This is a genomic window from Streptomyces sp. NPDC002467 (assembly GCF_042889825.1).
Classification (GTDB): Bacteria; Actinomycetota; Actinomycetes; order Streptomycetales; family Streptomycetaceae; genus Streptomyces.
This window is the reverse complement of sequence record NZ_JBIARJ010000035.1, coordinates 40,464-55,314: the sequence shown is the minus strand read 5'-3', so window position 1 is coordinate 55,314 and position 14,851 is coordinate 40,464. Positions and strand designations below refer to the sequence as shown.

The following is a 14,851-nucleotide window of genomic DNA, read 5'->3' as shown; positions in this document are numbered from 1 at the left end:
CCAGCCCCGCGGGGGGGGCTTGTGCCCGCCGCCGCCCCCCCCCCCGCGCCCCGGCGCCCCCCCCCCCCGGGGGGGCGGGGGGCCCCCCCCCCCGGGGGGGGCCCCCCCCCCCGGCCCCTCCGCCTCGGAACGTCCTGGCGTAGAAGGGGACGACGAATGCGGTGGTGGTCCACCAGGGTGCCTGGCAGGACCGGCGGAAGCGTCTGGATCATGCCCGTGATCATGCGCCATGGCTCTGACGATCGGTCCGGTGGAGCGCAGCGCCCTCGGATCCGCAGGTCAGAGCGCAGCGGATGCGGTCTGCGCGGTGGGACGTGACCCTGGAGGAGGTTCTGAAGCGACGACCGGACGACCAGGAGGGCACCATGTCCATGTTGGACAAGCTCAAGCAGATGCTGAAGGGTCACGAGGAACAGGCGGGGCAGGGCATCGACAAGGCCGGTGACTTCGTCGACGAGAAGACCCAGGGCAAGTACAGCAGCCAGGTCGACATGGCCCAGGACAAGCTCAAGGAGCAACTGGGCGGGGACCAGGGACACAACCGGCCGCCGCAGAAGTAGCGGAACGCCAGGGGCCAGCAAAGCCACTGAGGGCGTGGAACGGGCAGGTCGGCCGGTGGGTCCCGTCCCGGCGCACCAGCCCGTTCCGCCCGGGCCCTGTCTCGGACGACGGGGCCTCCGTCATGCCGGTGGCCGGTCGGACCGGGTGGGCTCGCCGCCGTCCGGATCCCCATGCCCGGGGCCGGAGGAGGCGGCGCCTCGGCGTCGGAGGTGGTCGGCGAGGGCTTCGTGGGTCAGGTGGAGTCCGGCCCGCAGTACCGCGTCGTGCCGCCCGGGGTGGGCCCTGCGGTGGGCGAGGTCGAGGGCGCGGGCCCGGTCGAGGAGCTCGGCGAAGTCGCGGCCGACGAGCGCGGCGTCCAGGGCATCGGCGGTGACCCGGACCATGGGTACGAGGGCGCAGAGGGCCGGGTCGTGCGGACCGCCCGCGGCGGGTCCGGTGGGCGCGCCGCAGCTGCCGTGCAGCGTACGATCCCGAAGCTCCTGGGTGAAGTACTGGAGGGTCAGAGCCGTACGGGTGGCCAGGACCAGGCGTCCGTCGAGTCCTTCCGGCGCCCTGCCTGCCCGACGGCGGCGCAGCAGGGACCGGCCGGCCGCCGCACGGTCGAAGGCGTCCCGGCAGGCCTGCGGACGCAGCCAGAAGCCCGCCCGCTCCGGAAGGGCGGCCGCCGCCACCACCGCCCCCACGGCCTCCGCGCCGCGCTCCAGTCCGCCGGTGATCCCGGCCAGGAGTTCGCGCACCGCGATCCGGTAGCCGTCCAGCCCCTCGGCGGCCGACCGGTACGGGTCCGGAGGCCACAGCAGCGGTCCGAGGAGGACGACCACGGCGATGCCGACGAGGCTCTCCTCCAGCCGCGCCAGCGGGTACCCGGGGACCGCCGTCGCATACACCATGAGCGCCGTGATGAGCACCTGCTGATTGGGTGATCCGGGCCGCCCCAGCCAGTACATCCCGGCGCAGCCGCAGAGGAGCACGAGAGGGAAGGACCACGCCGGGTCCGTCACCCAGTGCAGCAGGACGGTGCTCAACACCACGCCCACGACCACCCCGGCGAGGCGCTCCCACCCGAGCCGCGGCCAGGCGTACACGTCTTCGCGCAGGATCAGCACCGCCGGGAGCGCGGCGGGAACGGGGGTCGCGCTCGTGCCCCACCACAGACAGAGGTACCAGGACACGGCCGCGCAGAGGACCAGCCGCGCGGCGGACCGCAGCCGGCTGCCGGGGATGAACACGTACGGAACGGCTACCAGACCGGACATGGCAGGCATGAAGGACATCCTAGTGACGGGTTGTGCGGGAAACGGTGTACCGGTGAGGCCGGTTGACCGCGTGGGGTGGTTTCGAATGCGTTGGACTGGCCGGCCGAGCCGATGGCATCGTCAACGACCGTGACGAAGCACGGTTTTCTGGCGTTGGCGCCCCAATACACCACCACGTCCGAGCTGCTCTCGACGGCGGCCCGTCGGCGTGGGATGGATGTGGAAGTACTTCCCGCCCACGGCGGGGCGGGCCTTGCCGCGGGCAGGCGGGGTGGTCACTACTACGGCGGCCCCGCCTTCGCGACACGTGTCGTGGACGCCCTGGAGGTCGCGCTCTTGGAGCCGTCCGACGACTGGCTGGTCACACTGCCCTACGAGTACACCCGACGGCGCATCGCCATGGCGACCCTGGGCGAGGCGCGCAGCCTGACCCGACCGGCGTTCGTCAAGCCGCCGAGCGACAAGAGCTTCCCGGCCGCCGTGTACGCCGACGGCAGTCGCCTCCCGACCGGGCCGGAGCTGTCGGCGCAGGTGCCGGTACAGGTCGGCGACGTGGTGACCTGGGTGGCGGAGTTCCGCCTGTACGTCCTGGACGGCGAGGTCCGTACGGGTTCGCAGTACGCGACCTTCGGCCATCTCGACGCCGAGCCGCTGGACGGACACCGCCATGAAGGCGCTGTCCTGGAGTTCGCGGACGATCTACTGGCCACGTGCGGCGGTGGCCTGCCCGGCGCGGTGGTGGTGGACGTCGGGCTCCTGGCCACACCCGAGGGCGGCACCGCCGACGAGTGGGCGGTCGTCGAGGCCAACATGGCGTGGTTCAGCAACGGCTACGCCGCGGATCCCGACCGGGCCCTGGACGTCGTCCTCCGGTCGGCCGGTCCGCGGACACGGATGGCGGAGCGGGACCGCCGGTTCTGCCGGAACGTCGAGGACACCCCCGCCGAGTCGCGCACTTTCGGTCAGCGGCCGTAGGCGAGGCTCCGATGAGGGGCGAATGGCCGAACTGCGTGCTGGCCCGACCCGGCGCCGGAACCTACGATTTCGCTGTCCGGCCCCACGGACCGCGCATGCTTGTCATGCGCATGGCATTAATTGTTCGTCGCAGTCCCATGGCGACCGCCATGACAGCCCGCCCAGCCTCCGCCGGCTGCTGTGCCCCCACCGCGCGTGACCCAGACCGCGGCCCAGTGGTGCCCGGTTTCCGAAGCAGCGGATTGGAGAATCATGGCCGGAGGTTTTCTGGCGAGCGGCGCGATAGGCCTGCTGCTCGCAACGGCCCTGCCCGCCCAGCACGGCCCCTCGGCGATCACGGACCCGCCGCCGGACCGGATCGTCATCGACGTGGCGACAGTCAACGGGTCCGGATGCCCCAAGGACACGGCGGCGGTCGCCGTGTCCCAGGACAACACCGCCTTCACGGTGACCTACAGCCAGTACGTCGCCCAGGTCGGCCCGGGCGCACCGCCCACCGCCGCGCGCAGGAACTGCCAGCTCAACCTCATCGTGCACGTGCCCCACGGCTTCACCTACGCGATCGCCAGTGCGGACTACCGCGGCTACGCCTCCCTCGCCCCCGGCGCGAGCAGCACCACGAAGGCCTCGTACTACTTCCAGGGCTCACCGCAGACCGCCGCCCGGGAACACACCTTCAATGGTCTGTACGACGACAACTGGCAGGCCACCGACTCGACCGACTGGGCGCAGCTGGTGTGGGCGCCGTGCGGTGTGCAACGGAACTTCAACATCAACACCGAAATCCGCGTGCGCAAGGGCACGTCGGCACCGGCGTCCACCAGCTACATGACGATGGACTCCACCGACGGCGACATCAGCACGGTGTACCACCTGGCCTGGCGGGAGTGCCCCGCGACCTGACGTCCCTCGGGCGGGGGCGCGCCGAGCCCCCGCCCGATCCGCGCCCGACGGGCGACATCGGCGGTCAACGGCCCGATGTTCGGGCCCCGGTGGGCCGGTGAACGACGGACGGCGCCGACCGGCGGTTGCCGGACGGCGCCGTACCGCGGCGTCGAAGCCGTCAGGCCAGGACCACCGGGAGGTCGAACAGGTCGTTCTGGGTGACCACGGGCTTGTTGCGGAGCTCCTCGCGGGAGACCGCGAGGCGCAGCCCCGGGAAGCGGGCGTACAGCGCCGGCAGGGCCACGCCCGCTTCCAGTCGCGACAGGGCCGCGCCCGGGCAGACGTGCGGGCCGTGCCCGAAGGAGATGTGCCGGTTCGGAGTCCGGGTGACGTCGAACGCGTCGGCGTTCTCGCCGAACTGCTCCTCGTCCCGGCCGATCGCGCCGAAGGACACGATCAGGCCCTCACCCTTGGGCAGCACCCGGTCCCCGACCTCGATGTCCTCGGTGGCGAACCGGATCAGCACGTGCGAGGTGGGGGTGGACCAGCGCAGCGTCTCCTCGATCACGTTCTCCCACGGCACCTCGCCCTTGAGTACGAGGGCCCGCTGCTCGGGGTGCGCCTCCAGGGCCACCACCGCGTTGACGATCAGGCTGATCGTGGTCTCGTGACCGGCCGCGACCATCAACTGGAGGGTGTTCTGGATCTCCTCGGCGGTGAGCCGGTCGCCGTTCTCGGCGGCCGCCAGCAGCGCGCTGGTCAGGTCGTCGCCGGGCTCGGCGCGCCGCTCCTCGATGATCCGGCCGAACAGGACGCCGAGGTCGCCCAGTACCTGCAGCACCTCCTGCGGCGGGGTCTGGGTGGAGAAGAACTTGTCGAACAGGGCCTTCATCTGCGGCAGGTCGGCCGCGTCGACGCCCATCAGCCCGGCGATCACGTTCATCGGCAGCGGGTACGCGAACTCCGCCTTCAGGTCGACCGTTTCGCCCGCCGGGAGCTCGGCCAGCCGGTCCAGCATCCCTTCCGTCAGCGTCTCGATGTCCGATCGCAGCCGCTCCACCCGGCGGGCGGTCAGCGCCTGCGCGACCAGCGTGCGCAGACGGCGGTGGTCCTCGCCGTCGACGGTCAGCATGGACCGGCCCGGGTTGGCCAGGCCGATCAGCGGCCAGTCGAGGGGTATCTCACCGCGCTGCCAGGCGCCCCAGACGTTGATGTCCTTGACCAGCCGGGCGTCGGTCAGCAGCTTGCGGGCCTCTGCCTGCCGGGTGACGGCGTAGCAGGCGACGCCACCGGGCAGCACCACGCGGGCGAGCGGGCCGGCCGTGCGCAGCCGGGCGCTCTCGCCGTCCAGGTCGGTGACGAACGGGTCGAGCGCGATCGGGGCGTCGGCGTCGGCCCCGCCGTCGGCGGCGGTGTGATCGAAGGGGCACGTCATCGGGTGGCTCCAAGGGCAGGGGTCGGGGTGTAGGTCACGGGCAGGGCGGTGAGACCGCGCAGCCACGGGGACGGGCGGCGGGCGAGGTCCTGCGCGGGCACCGCGAGGTCCATGTCGGGCAGCCGGTCGAGGAGGACCTCGATACCGGTGCGCGCGATGGTCTCGGCGATCTCCTGGGCCGGGAACGGGCAGCGGTGCTCGCCGTGTCCGAAGGAGAAGAAGGCGTTGTTGCCGCCGGTGAGGGCGCCGCCGTCGGCCCGCACGTGCGGGTCGGCGTTGGCGGCGGCCAGGCCCAGCAGCAGCATGTCCCCGGCGGCGATGCCGCGCCCGCCGAGCCGGGTGTCACGGGAGGCCCAGCGACCGGCCACGTTCTGGGTCGGGGTGTCCTCCCACAGCACCTCGTTCATGGCCTCGGCGACGCTGTGCCGGCCGCCGGCCAGGGAGGCCGCGAACCGGTCGTCGGTGAGCATCAGCCGCAGCGAGTTGCCGATCCAGTCGGCGGTGGGCTGGTGGCCCGCGGCCAGCATCACCATCAGGTCCTGGGCGACCTCGACGGGGGTGAAACCCGACCGGTTGGTGAGCATCCGGGACACCACGTCGTCACCGGGGGCCGCCGACTTGGCGGCGAGCAGCGCGCCCATGGCGGCGCTGATGTGGGCCTGCCCCTCCAGGGCCCCTTCCTGACCGTTGATCATGTCGTTCATGGCGGTGACCAGGCCGGGGCCCTGCTCGTCGGGGAAACCGAAGATGCTGGCGAGCACCCGCAGCGGCAGGAGCATCGCGTACTCGGCGACGATGTCGCAGGAGCCCTTTCCGCACAGCCCGTCGATGAGCTCGTCGGCGAAGCGCTCGGTACGGGCCTTGAGGCCGAACGGGTCCATGGCCTCCAGCGCGCCGGAGACCACCGCGGCGCGCTGCCCGTGGCGCTCGCCGACGGTGTACAGGATCGACGGCTGGTCGCGGCCGATCATGGGCAGCAGGGGCCAGTCGGCGGGGATGTTGTCCCACTGGTTCCAGAGCCCGGAGTCGCGGGAGAAGAGCGCCGGGTCACTGGTGACCTGGTGCAGCTCCCGGTAGCCGAGGACCAGCCAGGCCGGTACGTCGCCGTCCAGGACGACGGGGGCGACCGGGCCGTGGTCGCGGCGCATCTGCCGGTACAGGTCCTGGGGGTCGGTCTGGAACCGGGGGCCGCTCAGTGGGACGGGCTGCGGCTCGGGGGTGGTCACGGGGCGGGCTCCGGGGTCTTCTGCTGGATCGGCTGCGGGGGTCGGGCGGCGACGGTCCGCAGGTGTTCGACGAGGGAGATCAGCACCTGCTTGCTGGACTCCCTGGAGCGGGCGTCGCAGAACACCAGCGGTACGTCCTCGGCGAGGTCCAGGGCGTCACGGACCTCCTCCGGGGTGTGCGTCGGGCCGCCGAAGTCGTTGCAGGCGACGAGGAAGGGCGTGCCGTGGTGCTCCAGGCGGTCGATGGCGTACCAGGAGTCGGCGAGCCGGCGGGTGTCGACGAGGACCACGGCGCCGAGGGTGCCGGCGAACAGCCGGTCCCACAGGAACCAGAACCGCTCCTGGCCGGGTGCCCCGAACAGGTAGAGGACGTTGTGCGCGTCGAGGGAGATCCGGCCGAAGTCGAAGGCGACGGTGGTGGTGGACTTCCCGGCGATGCCCTCGGTGCGGTCGACGGCCTGGCCCGCCTGGGTCATGGTCTCCTCGGTGTTCAGCGGACGGATCTCGCTGACCGAACGGACCAGGGTGGTCTTGCCGACTCCGAACCCGCCCACGACGACGATCTTCAGACCGTTGTCGGCGGTGCTGTGCAGGGTCGGGCGCTGTGCGGGCTGTTCAGAGGTTGCGGAGTCCAACGAGCACCTGCTCCAGGATGTCGGGGTCGAGAAGGCTGTGGGCGGTGGCACGCGGGTGCCGGGCGCTGATCCGCCCGGTGTCGTGCAGGTCGGCGAGCAGGATCCGCACGATGGACACGGGCAGACCGAGCTCCGCGGCGACCTCCACGACGGCCGTCGGGAAACGGCACAGACGCAGGATCGCGGCGTGCTCGGACTGCATGCCGGGCACCGGATCGCACTCGGCCAGTACCAGCGTGACCAGGTCGAACGCGTCCGAACCGGAGCTGCTGCGGCCGCCGGTGAGGGTGTAGAGCCGGTCCGGGGAGTCGTCCCGGCCCGGCCTGCCGCGGCTCATCCCCTGGGCCTCGCGACCAGGTGCTCGCTCAACTGCTCCACCAGCTCGGCCATGTTGTGGCCGACGATGCCGGCGTCGGCCTCCTCGTCGGCGACGAGCGCGACGTGGGCGCCCTCACCGGCCTCCACGATGAACAGGATGCCGCCGTAGAACTCGGCCATCGCGGAGCGGACGCCGCCGGTGCCGTCGCCGAACTCGACCGAGGCGCCGTGCGAGAGGCTCTGGATGCCCGCGGCGATCGCGGCGAGCTGGTCGGCCTGGTCGACCGACAGCCCGGAGGTCCGGCACAGCTTGAGTCCGTCCCGGGACAGGACCAGGGCGTGCCGCGCGTCGGGGGTGCGCTCCAGGAGGTTCTCCAGGAGCCAGCTGAGCGTCTCGTCGGTGGTGGTGCCGGTCATCGGGTATTGCCTTCCGGGTGCGGGGAGTTCGGGGTCGCCGGCTCGTGCGGGGGCACGAGCGGCTCGGAGCCGGGCGCTTCGGGTGCGGTCTGGCCTGTGCCCCGGACCGCCTGGCGGAAGCTGCCGAAGCGGGCCACGGATCCGGCGGCCGCACCGGACCTCGGGGTCTGCGTGCCGGCCCGGGCGGTGGCCTCGGGACCGTCGGGGTGGGCCGCGGCCATGGTGCGGCCCCTCTTGCGCCGGGGCAGGGCGCCGTCGGCGGACGGGCCGTCGCCGTCGCCGGGCCCGTCGTGTACGGCCTCCGGCTCGGCGCCCGACCCCGGGGCGGTCCGGGCGGCCGGGATGCGGGTGGGGGCACGGTCGTGGTCGCGGCCGTGGTCGCCCGTACGGGAGGGCAGCTGCCCCGGAGCCTCGCCCGGAGCCGGGACCGCGCGGGCGGGCGCGGGCGGCAGGGCCACCGTGGGGGCGTCCGGCGTCACGGCCGGGGTACGGCTGATCAGGTCCTGCGGGATCAGCATCAGCGCACCGGTACCGCCGCGGGCGGACGGCCGGAAGGACACCGTCAGGCCGTACTTGCGCGCCAGGCGGCCCACCACGGCCAGGCCGAGCCTGGTCCCGGACAGACCGGCCAGGTCCTGCGGGTCCGAGCCGACGGCGGCCTCGGCACGGCGCAGTTGCACGTCGCTCATGACCAGACCGCTGTCTTCCACGGTGATGATGACCCCGGCCGGGACCTCCTCCACGTACACGTGGACCTCGGCGGTCGGCGGGGAGAAGTTCGCGGCGTTGTCCATGAGTTCGGCCAGCGCGTGCATCACGCCCTCGGCGGCGTGCCCCGCGACGGCGGCCTCGCTGGTGGAGTGCAGCCGCACCCGCTGGTAGCCCCCGATCCGGCCCATCGCCCCGCGCAGCACCGACTCCATGACGATGGGTCGGGCCCACCGGCGCCCCGACCGCGCGCCGGACAGCACGGCCACGGAGTCGGCCAGCCGGCCGGCCTGGGCGGTGCGGTGGTCCAGGTGCAGCAGGTCCGCGAGGACGTCCTCGTCGGCGTGCCGGTGCTCCATGTCGCGCAGGTCGGCGAGCATGCTCGTGGCCAGTGCCTGCATGCGACCGGCGGCATTCGCGGCCGCCGCCAGGGCGGCGGCCCGGCCCGACTCGGCGCGGCGCAGGTCTGCCTCCAGACCGACCCTCGCGGCCTCGCCTCCGCTCACCAGTTCGGCGGTCCGCTCCGCGTGCTCCCTGGTGAGCCGTTCGACCACCTCGGTACGGTCGGCCTCCAACGCGGCGGTCTCGGCCGCGTGCTGCTGCTGCCGGGCGCCGGCCTCGCGGCTCGCCTCGTGGGTGACGTGGGCGAGGTACGCGTCACGGGAAGCGAGCTCCCGGGCCAGCGCCTCGGCACGCGATCGGTGCTTGCGCGCGGTGCGGCTGTACCAGGACACCGCGAACGCGGCGGCGGCCAGCAGCAGCACGCCGAAGCCGGCGAACCAGCCGAGGGGAGCCTGGACTCCGGCGGGCGCCGCGGCCACCGCCGCCGTGGCGAGCGTGCCGCCGCCGACCGCCGTCAGCAGCAGGGCGATCACGGAAGGGCGGAATGGGGTGGGTGACGCCGACATCAACCAGACTCTCAGTACGGACGCAAAGGGAAGGGCAGGTTCCAGCCGTTAACGAGAGGTCACTATAAGTGAGTTGTCGATCAATTAGGAATACTGTTGATCAAATGGATGCCCACGAATGACAGCACACCCCAACTGCCCGGCGCGCGAACCACCGTTGGCGTCTCACCGGTTGGACCACTCCGAACGAGGGCCGAGGCCCCGCCGAAAGTGCGGGATCGGCCGCCTCCGGAGCTCCTGTTCGCCTGTCGGATCGACGTGGTCGGCCCCGTGAGGTCCGCGAACGAATGCCGGACGCGGCCTCGGCCTGATCCGCGCACAGTCGGGCCTGCGCGGCGATTCCCTGTCCCTGGCCCCCCGGCGGCGCGACCCGGGCGGGGGCGGCACGTGCTCCTCTGTGATGATCGCTCCGGTCGACGAGGGGGACATGATGGCTGAACGGGAACAAGAGCCGACGAGCCGGCATCGCCCGATCCGGTCGGCGGCGAACCGATCCGCATCGAATTGCTGTTCCGTCCCTACGCCTTCCTCGAAACGGGCGACGAGGTCGTGGACCATGACGGGCGTGCCTGGAGGTTCGACGGCCCCTGGGACTGGCATCCCTTCGACGGCCGGCAGCCCACCATTCCGACCTGGCCCCTGGCGCTCCTCTCCCGCAACGGCGATCCGACGCACGAGGACACCACGACGGTCGCCCGGCAGACCGCGACGGGAAGCCACGAGGAGGAGTGGCAGCGCTGGACCCGTCTCGCCCTTTCCGGACCGTCCAGCGACCGGCCGTAGGTGAACCCGGTCCGAGGAGGGCGATGAGCGAGACGGAACCACCGCTCTCCTGCGCCAACTCGACGACCCCGAACGGCTGGAACAGCCGCCGTAGTGCGGGAGGCGTGGTGGCCCGCTCGCAGGCGGCCCGTGCGCCCGAGCAACGGAGGGCGACCAGGTCTTTGGGCGGGGGCGCGCTGCTGTTCGGGGTGCCGGCCTTGTGGACGCTTGCGTTCAGCTCAGGCGTTCCACCACTTGTCGGTGCCACATCCGACCTCGTAGTACCGCCATCCCGCTGTCTGGCCCCGCGCCAGGAGAGCCTTGATCCCGCCGAAGTCCGCGTCTGCCGGCACGGTGAAGGCCGCCATGGGGAAGTCCTCGCTGAAGACCTCGCCTCCGAGCCCGAACGCCGCAAGCTGCCGATGGACGGCCTGCGGGCTCCTGCCGAGGGGACCGGTGGGTACGGGCACGACACGGATCGTGCAGTTGCCGGAGGAAGTGACCCGCCCGAAAGCCCAGTGGAGCCCGTCAGGACCGTTCTGGTACCGGACCACGTCGCCCTCGGCCACCCCGTCCTGAAGGAACGGAACGTTCTCGATCCGGGCCGTGCCGTCTCCCAGATCAGTCGCCCACAGGCCCTCGGTGTCCTGCGGGAACCACCCCTCACGGGGCGCGAACCGGAACCAGACCTTGATCTTCCCAACCATGGACTCCGTGCTCTCCGTGCTCTCCATGCCCACCATCTTCCGCTGATCGACACAGCCGACTCGGAGGGCCGACACGGCAGCCGGGCTACTCGTCGGCCTTCCGGTGGTCCCGCTCGCGCCACTCGTCTTCGAGGATGCCGAACCGTTCGGAGTCCCGCCAACCGTCCCGAATCAGCGCGGTGTGTCGCTGACGCCCTTCCCACGTCATGCCGAGCTTGCGGAGCACCCGTGCCGACCCGAGGTTCCGCGGGTCACAGGTGGCATGGATGCGGTGGAGGCCGAGCTCCTCGAACCCCCGCGCGAGCAGTTCCATCCCGATCGCCGTTCCGACGCCCCGTCCCCAGACCCGGGGATGTACGACATAGGTGATCTCGCCCTGACGCTGTCCTCGGCTCCGGATGTGGAGCTCACCCATGCCGACCACGTCACCCTCGGCATGCGCCGCATGGGCGAACCGTTGCTGAGGTGAGTGTGTCCAGGCCTCGACCGCAGTTGCCACGAACGCGCGTGTCTGCTCCTCGGTGTTCGGTCCCCAGGTCTGGAAGCGGCAGACCCGGGCGAGGGAGGCCCAGGAGTGAACAGCTCGCCAGTCCGCGAGCTCGATCCTGCGCAAGGTCACCATGTGTGGAGCCACAAGTCGATCTTGCCAGATGCGCTCGCGCTCGGCCTGCGGGTTCGGGAACCGGTACTCACCTCGTCGTTCAATGTCCGGCTTCGAACCGGCGGTCCTGGTGATCGGCATCCACGGGACCCGGATCACGGCTGAGGTCCGGTCCCCGGGGCGAGGTCAGGCTTGCGGGACAGCCCTCGGGCTCCGGCCGGCAAGCGGTAACTCCCAATGGAGTGGGGTAAGTTGGTCTGCCACTCGGGGTTCCTGTGGTGACCGGCACAGCCCCTGAGGTGCGCTGCCTCCAACTCCGGTTTCATCACGGGACGAGGAAGAAAAATCACCGACTTTCCGCACACTCGCTTATCGGTCGCCGCAGCGTCGATCGGCTCTGGTCTGCTCCTTGGGTTGATAGGTCCTGTCGCCGGGAAATTGGATAATTCCGCCGCTGTCGCTGTAAGCGCTGTCTTTTCCGGCGGCTGGTCGTGGGCGTGCTACGCATTCGTGGTGGGCTATCTCCGGCGCTCAAAACTCGAATCGACCGTCTTTTCGGCGCTCGGGTTGACGGCAGGCGTAGCGACATACTATTTGTTCAAGAATCTCAGCCCCGTCGTCCCGCCGGGGTTGGAGGTCGGCGCCGTCGAGCCCGGCGGAGGAGTTCTCTACAAGATCCTCCCGTGGACGATGGGAGCGTTCGTCCTGGGCGCGCCCGTAGGACTCCTGGGGAACCTCGCACGAGTGCCGATGTGGGGCGGGCTTCTCTTCCGGCTGATCGTTCCGTTCGTAGCCTTCTACGAGACTTCCATGAGGCTGGAAGTTGAGGCGAGCACCGCAGATCCCGTCACCGGAATGACCTGGGTTGCCGTTCGGCTCGCCGCAGGCGCTGTCGCGTTGGCGCTGCTGGGTCACACGATCCGGAGCTGGTGGCACGGACGCCGTGGTGTTCGATCATCGGCTGAGGTCGTTCCTCCGCTGCCGGCATCGAACTACGAGCGTCCAACTGAATGAGACGGCTTCCGTCCACTGCTCACGGGAACGAAGCCGCTCGCCCGTAGCCGGCCCACGCTCCTAACCGACGGTGTCTGCCGTGGTGGGCCGGCCCAGCGGACGGCGTCGGTCGGGCAGCCTGGGATGGCTTGCCAGCGCCGCCCTCATCCGTGTCGCGGTCTGGAACCTTTGCTCCGGGTCGGGGTGCATCGCCCGCATCACCAGCGCGTCGAGCCCCGGGCTGACTCCAGAGGCCCGGGATGACGGTCGCGGCACGTGCGATGTCCTTGTCTGCGGCGGAAGCAGCAGCGATTCCCCGCGGTCGACGAAGTCGACGACGGCGTCGTCGGAGTCGAACGGCATGTGACCGGTGAGCAGGAAGAACAGGGTGACGCCCGAGGCGTAGACATCGCGACGTACGTCCGGGGGCGCTCCCGCGAACGATTCGGGGGGAGCGAACTGCGGGGTTCCGACGAAGCGGTCGGCGTGGATGCCCGGGTGTTCGTCCGCCACCCTGCCCGCTATGCCGAAGTCCAGTATCTTGACCCGCCCCTCGACGGTGATCATGATGTTGGCCGGCTTCACGTCGCAATGGACGACACCCGCATCGTGCGCGTACGCGAGTGCGCCGAGGAACTCGTAGGCCATTGCCGCGCATTCCGCCGGGGAGAGCGGGGTCCGGAGTCTCAACCGGGCCAGGTCGCGGCCGTTGATGTGCTCCATGACGATGCAGTCGGTGCCACGCGCCCTCCAGGCGTCGTACACGGTCGCGATCGACGGATGATTGAGGCCGGCCACGACCTGGGCCTCCCCGTGGGCGACGTCCCCGAGCTCCAGTGGCCCTGAGCTGATCTTGATGGCCACCGTCCGCCCCAGAATGCGGTCATGGGCGGCGTACACCCGTGACATCGAGCCGACGCCCAGACACGAGCGCACCTCGTACCGGCCCCGCAGCACGTCCCCCGGGAAGGGGCCCGCCGGCTCCGGGGCCGACGCGGAGTCCGACTCCGCGCCCGAGTCCGCGCCCGAGTCCGCGCCCGACTCAGGGACCGACCCCGGACGCCGCGCCGACTCGGGCACGGTGGCCGGGCCCGTGCGCCTCGCCAGCCGGCGCATGGTGTCCCGGAACGAGGCCACGGCCGCCACCGGCCCCGTGGACGGCAAGTCCGCAGCCGCGTTGGCGGCCAGGACGAGTGCGCCCGCGGTGTCACTGCCGGTCCGGTCCGGCCGCGGCATCCCCCGGCTCGCGAGGGAACGCTTCACGTGTTCGTAGGCGCTGTCGACCGTGATCAGGTCCGGCCCGCCGGGGATGCCCTCGGTCATGACCGTGAGCAGCTCACCGGTAAAGGCCGTGTACCGCTCTCCGGGCGGAGCCAGGGAGACCCGATCGTCCCTCGCCGAGGTGAGGACGACGGTCCCCTGCGCACTCGTGCTCGCGCGCACGGCATCCGAGGGACGGGACATGAGCCCCAGATGGACCTTGCCGCTGAAGCAGCTGTCCAGGACGGCGACCCGTCTCGGGGCGCGCGCCCTGGCCAGCGCCTTCCGGATCCATTCGTACGACAGACAGGTCCACGGCTCGTCGCCCGCGGAACCGGTCAGCGACACGTGGAAACGCAGCTCGTCATCGAGGACGCCGTGGCCCGCGTAGTACACGAACAAGGCGTCCCGGGCCCGGTCGGCGGCCGCGCGCAGCGGATTGACGACCTCGGCGGGAGTCCGAGGATCGGAGATCGTGACGCACTGTCCCGGGGGCAGCGCCCAGCCCCGGGGCGAGATGAAGAACTCCGTGAGCGTCATCAGGTTGTTGGCGACCGCCGGCAGGTCTTCGAAATGGTCGTAGCCGGAGCAGCCGATGAGGACGGCCCAGGAAGAGGAGGGGTCGGGCAGCGTCGCGGCGAGGGCCTCCTCAACCATTCTCGAGGCGGGCGGCCAGGCGCGCCACGGTGTCCGGATCCGCACCGCGGACCTCGATACGGACGCCGTCCCGCTCGATGGTGACCTCCGGCGGCACGGACCGGGTGCCGCGCCACAGGGACACCGCGAGGATGAGGTTGGCCGTCTGGAATCCGCTGTCCACACAGAACTGGATCAGATCGAACGCCGCCCCCATGGCGCCCTCGACGGGCGGACCGGCCTCGAAGGAGAGCGCACCGGCTTCCCCGACGTACTCGTCGTCCCTCAACCACTGCGCCAGACGCCGCAGATCCTCGCCCCCGGAGTCGCCGCCGACCCGGATCGCATACGTATGCGAACTCACGTGCCCCCCTTGGATGCCGGATGCACAGCAGCTTGGCAGTTCGGATCCGACGGCTCCAGCCGTCGATCAGGTCAAGCCGTGGCTCGAACCGATCACCGTCGCCTCCGTGGCCGGCGGTCGGGCGAGTCCCCTGTGGTCGGAGAGCGAGCAACGCGACGAGTTGAAACGCCCATCCTGTTGTGCAAATCGGCATTTCATGGCCTC

General features: G+C 71.2%; 16 protein-coding genes. 5 read left to right on the top strand and 11 right to left on the bottom strand.

Going from position 1 to position 14,851, the window contains the following annotated elements:
* Window positions 1-365: 365 nt before the first annotated feature.
* Window positions 366-560, top strand: coding sequence for an antitoxin (locus ACFYYJ_RS40180; RefSeq protein ID WP_389139691.1), 195 nt, complete (start codon window positions 366-368; stop codon window positions 558-560).
* Between the two features lie 120 nt (window positions 561-680).
* Here ACFYYJ_RS40180 and ACFYYJ_RS40175 read toward each other — a convergent pair whose 3' ends face one another.
* Window positions 681-1,826, bottom strand: a complete 1,146-nt coding sequence (locus ACFYYJ_RS40175; RefSeq protein ID WP_389139689.1) for an FUSC family protein — start codon at window positions 1,824-1,826, stop codon at window positions 681-683.
* Between the two features lie 204 nt (window positions 1,827-2,030).
* Between ACFYYJ_RS40175 and ACFYYJ_RS40170 the strand changes: the two genes are divergently transcribed.
* Together ACFYYJ_RS40170 and ACFYYJ_RS40165 are read left to right on the top strand one after the other, a co-directional pair.
* Window positions 2,031-2,792, top strand: coding sequence for an ATP-grasp domain-containing protein (locus ACFYYJ_RS40170; RefSeq protein WP_389139695.1), 762 nt, complete (start codon window positions 2,031-2,033; stop codon window positions 2,790-2,792).
* 252 nt (window positions 2,793-3,044) lie between these two features.
* The gene (locus tag ACFYYJ_RS40165; RefSeq protein ID WP_385123400.1) at window positions 3,045-3,695 is read left to right on the top strand and encodes a DUF4360 domain-containing protein; all 651 of its coding nucleotides are present in this window, start codon (window positions 3,045-3,047) and stop codon (window positions 3,693-3,695) included.
* Window positions 3,696-3,855: 160 nt separating this feature from the next.
* Here the strand turns inward: ACFYYJ_RS40165 and ACFYYJ_RS40160 are convergent, their stop codons facing one another.
* The 6 genes from ACFYYJ_RS40160 to ACFYYJ_RS40135 are packed head-to-tail and all read right to left on the bottom strand — an operon-like array spanning window position 3,856 to window position 9,324.
* On the bottom strand, window positions 3,856-5,112 hold the full coding sequence (locus ACFYYJ_RS40160) for a cytochrome P450 (protein WP_389139687.1): 1,257 nt from the start codon (window positions 5,110-5,112) through the stop codon (window positions 3,856-3,858).
* Window positions 5,109-6,338 carry a cytochrome P450 gene (locus tag ACFYYJ_RS40155; RefSeq protein WP_385123404.1) on the bottom strand — a complete coding sequence of 410 codons (1,230 nt, stop codon included), beginning with the start codon at window positions 6,336-6,338 and terminating at the stop codon, window positions 5,109-5,111. Before ACFYYJ_RS40155 ends, ACFYYJ_RS40160 begins: the two co-directional genes overlap by 4 nt.
* The gene (locus ACFYYJ_RS40150) at window positions 6,335-6,973 is read right to left on the bottom strand and encodes an ATP/GTP-binding protein (RefSeq protein ID WP_385123406.1); all 639 of its coding nucleotides are present in this window, start codon (window positions 6,971-6,973) and stop codon (window positions 6,335-6,337) included. Before ACFYYJ_RS40150 ends, ACFYYJ_RS40155 begins: the two co-directional genes overlap by 4 nt.
* Window positions 6,954-7,310 carry a DUF742 domain-containing protein gene (locus ACFYYJ_RS40145; protein ID WP_384578742.1) on the bottom strand — a complete coding sequence of 119 codons (357 nt, stop codon included), beginning with the start codon at window positions 7,308-7,310 and terminating at the stop codon, window positions 6,954-6,956. The genes ACFYYJ_RS40150 and ACFYYJ_RS40145 overlap by 20 nt, the downstream gene beginning before the upstream one ends.
* Window positions 7,307-7,708, bottom strand: a complete 402-nt coding sequence (locus ACFYYJ_RS40140; RefSeq protein WP_385123408.1) for a roadblock/LC7 domain-containing protein — start codon at window positions 7,706-7,708, stop codon at window positions 7,307-7,309. Before ACFYYJ_RS40140 ends, ACFYYJ_RS40145 begins: the two co-directional genes overlap by 4 nt.
* Window positions 7,705-9,324 (bottom strand): ATP-binding protein, encoded by a 1,620-nt coding sequence (locus ACFYYJ_RS40135; RefSeq protein ID WP_389139683.1) that lies wholly within the window; start codon window positions 9,322-9,324, stop codon window positions 7,705-7,707. Before ACFYYJ_RS40135 ends, ACFYYJ_RS40140 begins: the two co-directional genes overlap by 4 nt.
* A 504-nt stretch (window positions 9,325-9,828) precedes the next feature.
* Here ACFYYJ_RS40135 and ACFYYJ_RS40130 point away from each other — a divergent pair.
* On the top strand, window positions 9,829-10,107 hold the full coding sequence (locus tag ACFYYJ_RS40130) for a hypothetical protein (RefSeq protein WP_389139681.1): 279 nt from the start codon (window positions 9,829-9,831) through the stop codon (window positions 10,105-10,107).
* A 218-nt stretch (window positions 10,108-10,325) separates the two neighbouring features.
* Here ACFYYJ_RS40130 and ACFYYJ_RS40125 read toward each other — a convergent pair whose 3' ends face one another.
* Window positions 10,326-10,820, bottom strand: coding sequence for a DUF4265 domain-containing protein (locus ACFYYJ_RS40125; protein WP_389139679.1), 495 nt, complete (start codon window positions 10,818-10,820; stop codon window positions 10,326-10,328).
* Window positions 10,821-10,878: 58 nt separating this feature from the next.
* A complete protein-coding gene (locus ACFYYJ_RS40120) occupies window positions 10,879-11,535 on the bottom strand; it encodes a GNAT family N-acetyltransferase (RefSeq protein ID WP_389139677.1) in 657 nt (218 codons plus the stop codon).
* Between the two features lie 372 nt (window positions 11,536-11,907).
* Between ACFYYJ_RS40120 and ACFYYJ_RS40115 the strand changes: the two genes are divergently transcribed.
* The gene (locus ACFYYJ_RS40115; RefSeq protein ID WP_389139675.1) at window positions 11,908-12,408 is read left to right on the top strand and encodes a hypothetical protein; all 501 of its coding nucleotides are present in this window, start codon (window positions 11,908-11,910) and stop codon (window positions 12,406-12,408) included.
* Window positions 12,409-12,468: 60 nt separating this feature from the next.
* Here ACFYYJ_RS40115 and ACFYYJ_RS40110 read toward each other — a convergent pair whose 3' ends face one another.
* Together ACFYYJ_RS40110 and ACFYYJ_RS40105 are read right to left on the bottom strand one after the other, a co-directional pair.
* On the bottom strand, window positions 12,469-14,304 hold the full coding sequence (locus ACFYYJ_RS40110; protein ID WP_389139673.1) for a protein kinase: 1,836 nt from the start codon (window positions 14,302-14,304) through the stop codon (window positions 12,469-12,471).
* Window positions 14,297-14,647, bottom strand: a complete 351-nt coding sequence (locus ACFYYJ_RS40105; RefSeq protein ID WP_385367111.1) for a hypothetical protein — start codon at window positions 14,645-14,647, stop codon at window positions 14,297-14,299. Before ACFYYJ_RS40105 ends, ACFYYJ_RS40110 begins: the two co-directional genes overlap by 8 nt.
* Window positions 14,648-14,851 lie beyond the last annotated feature (204 nt).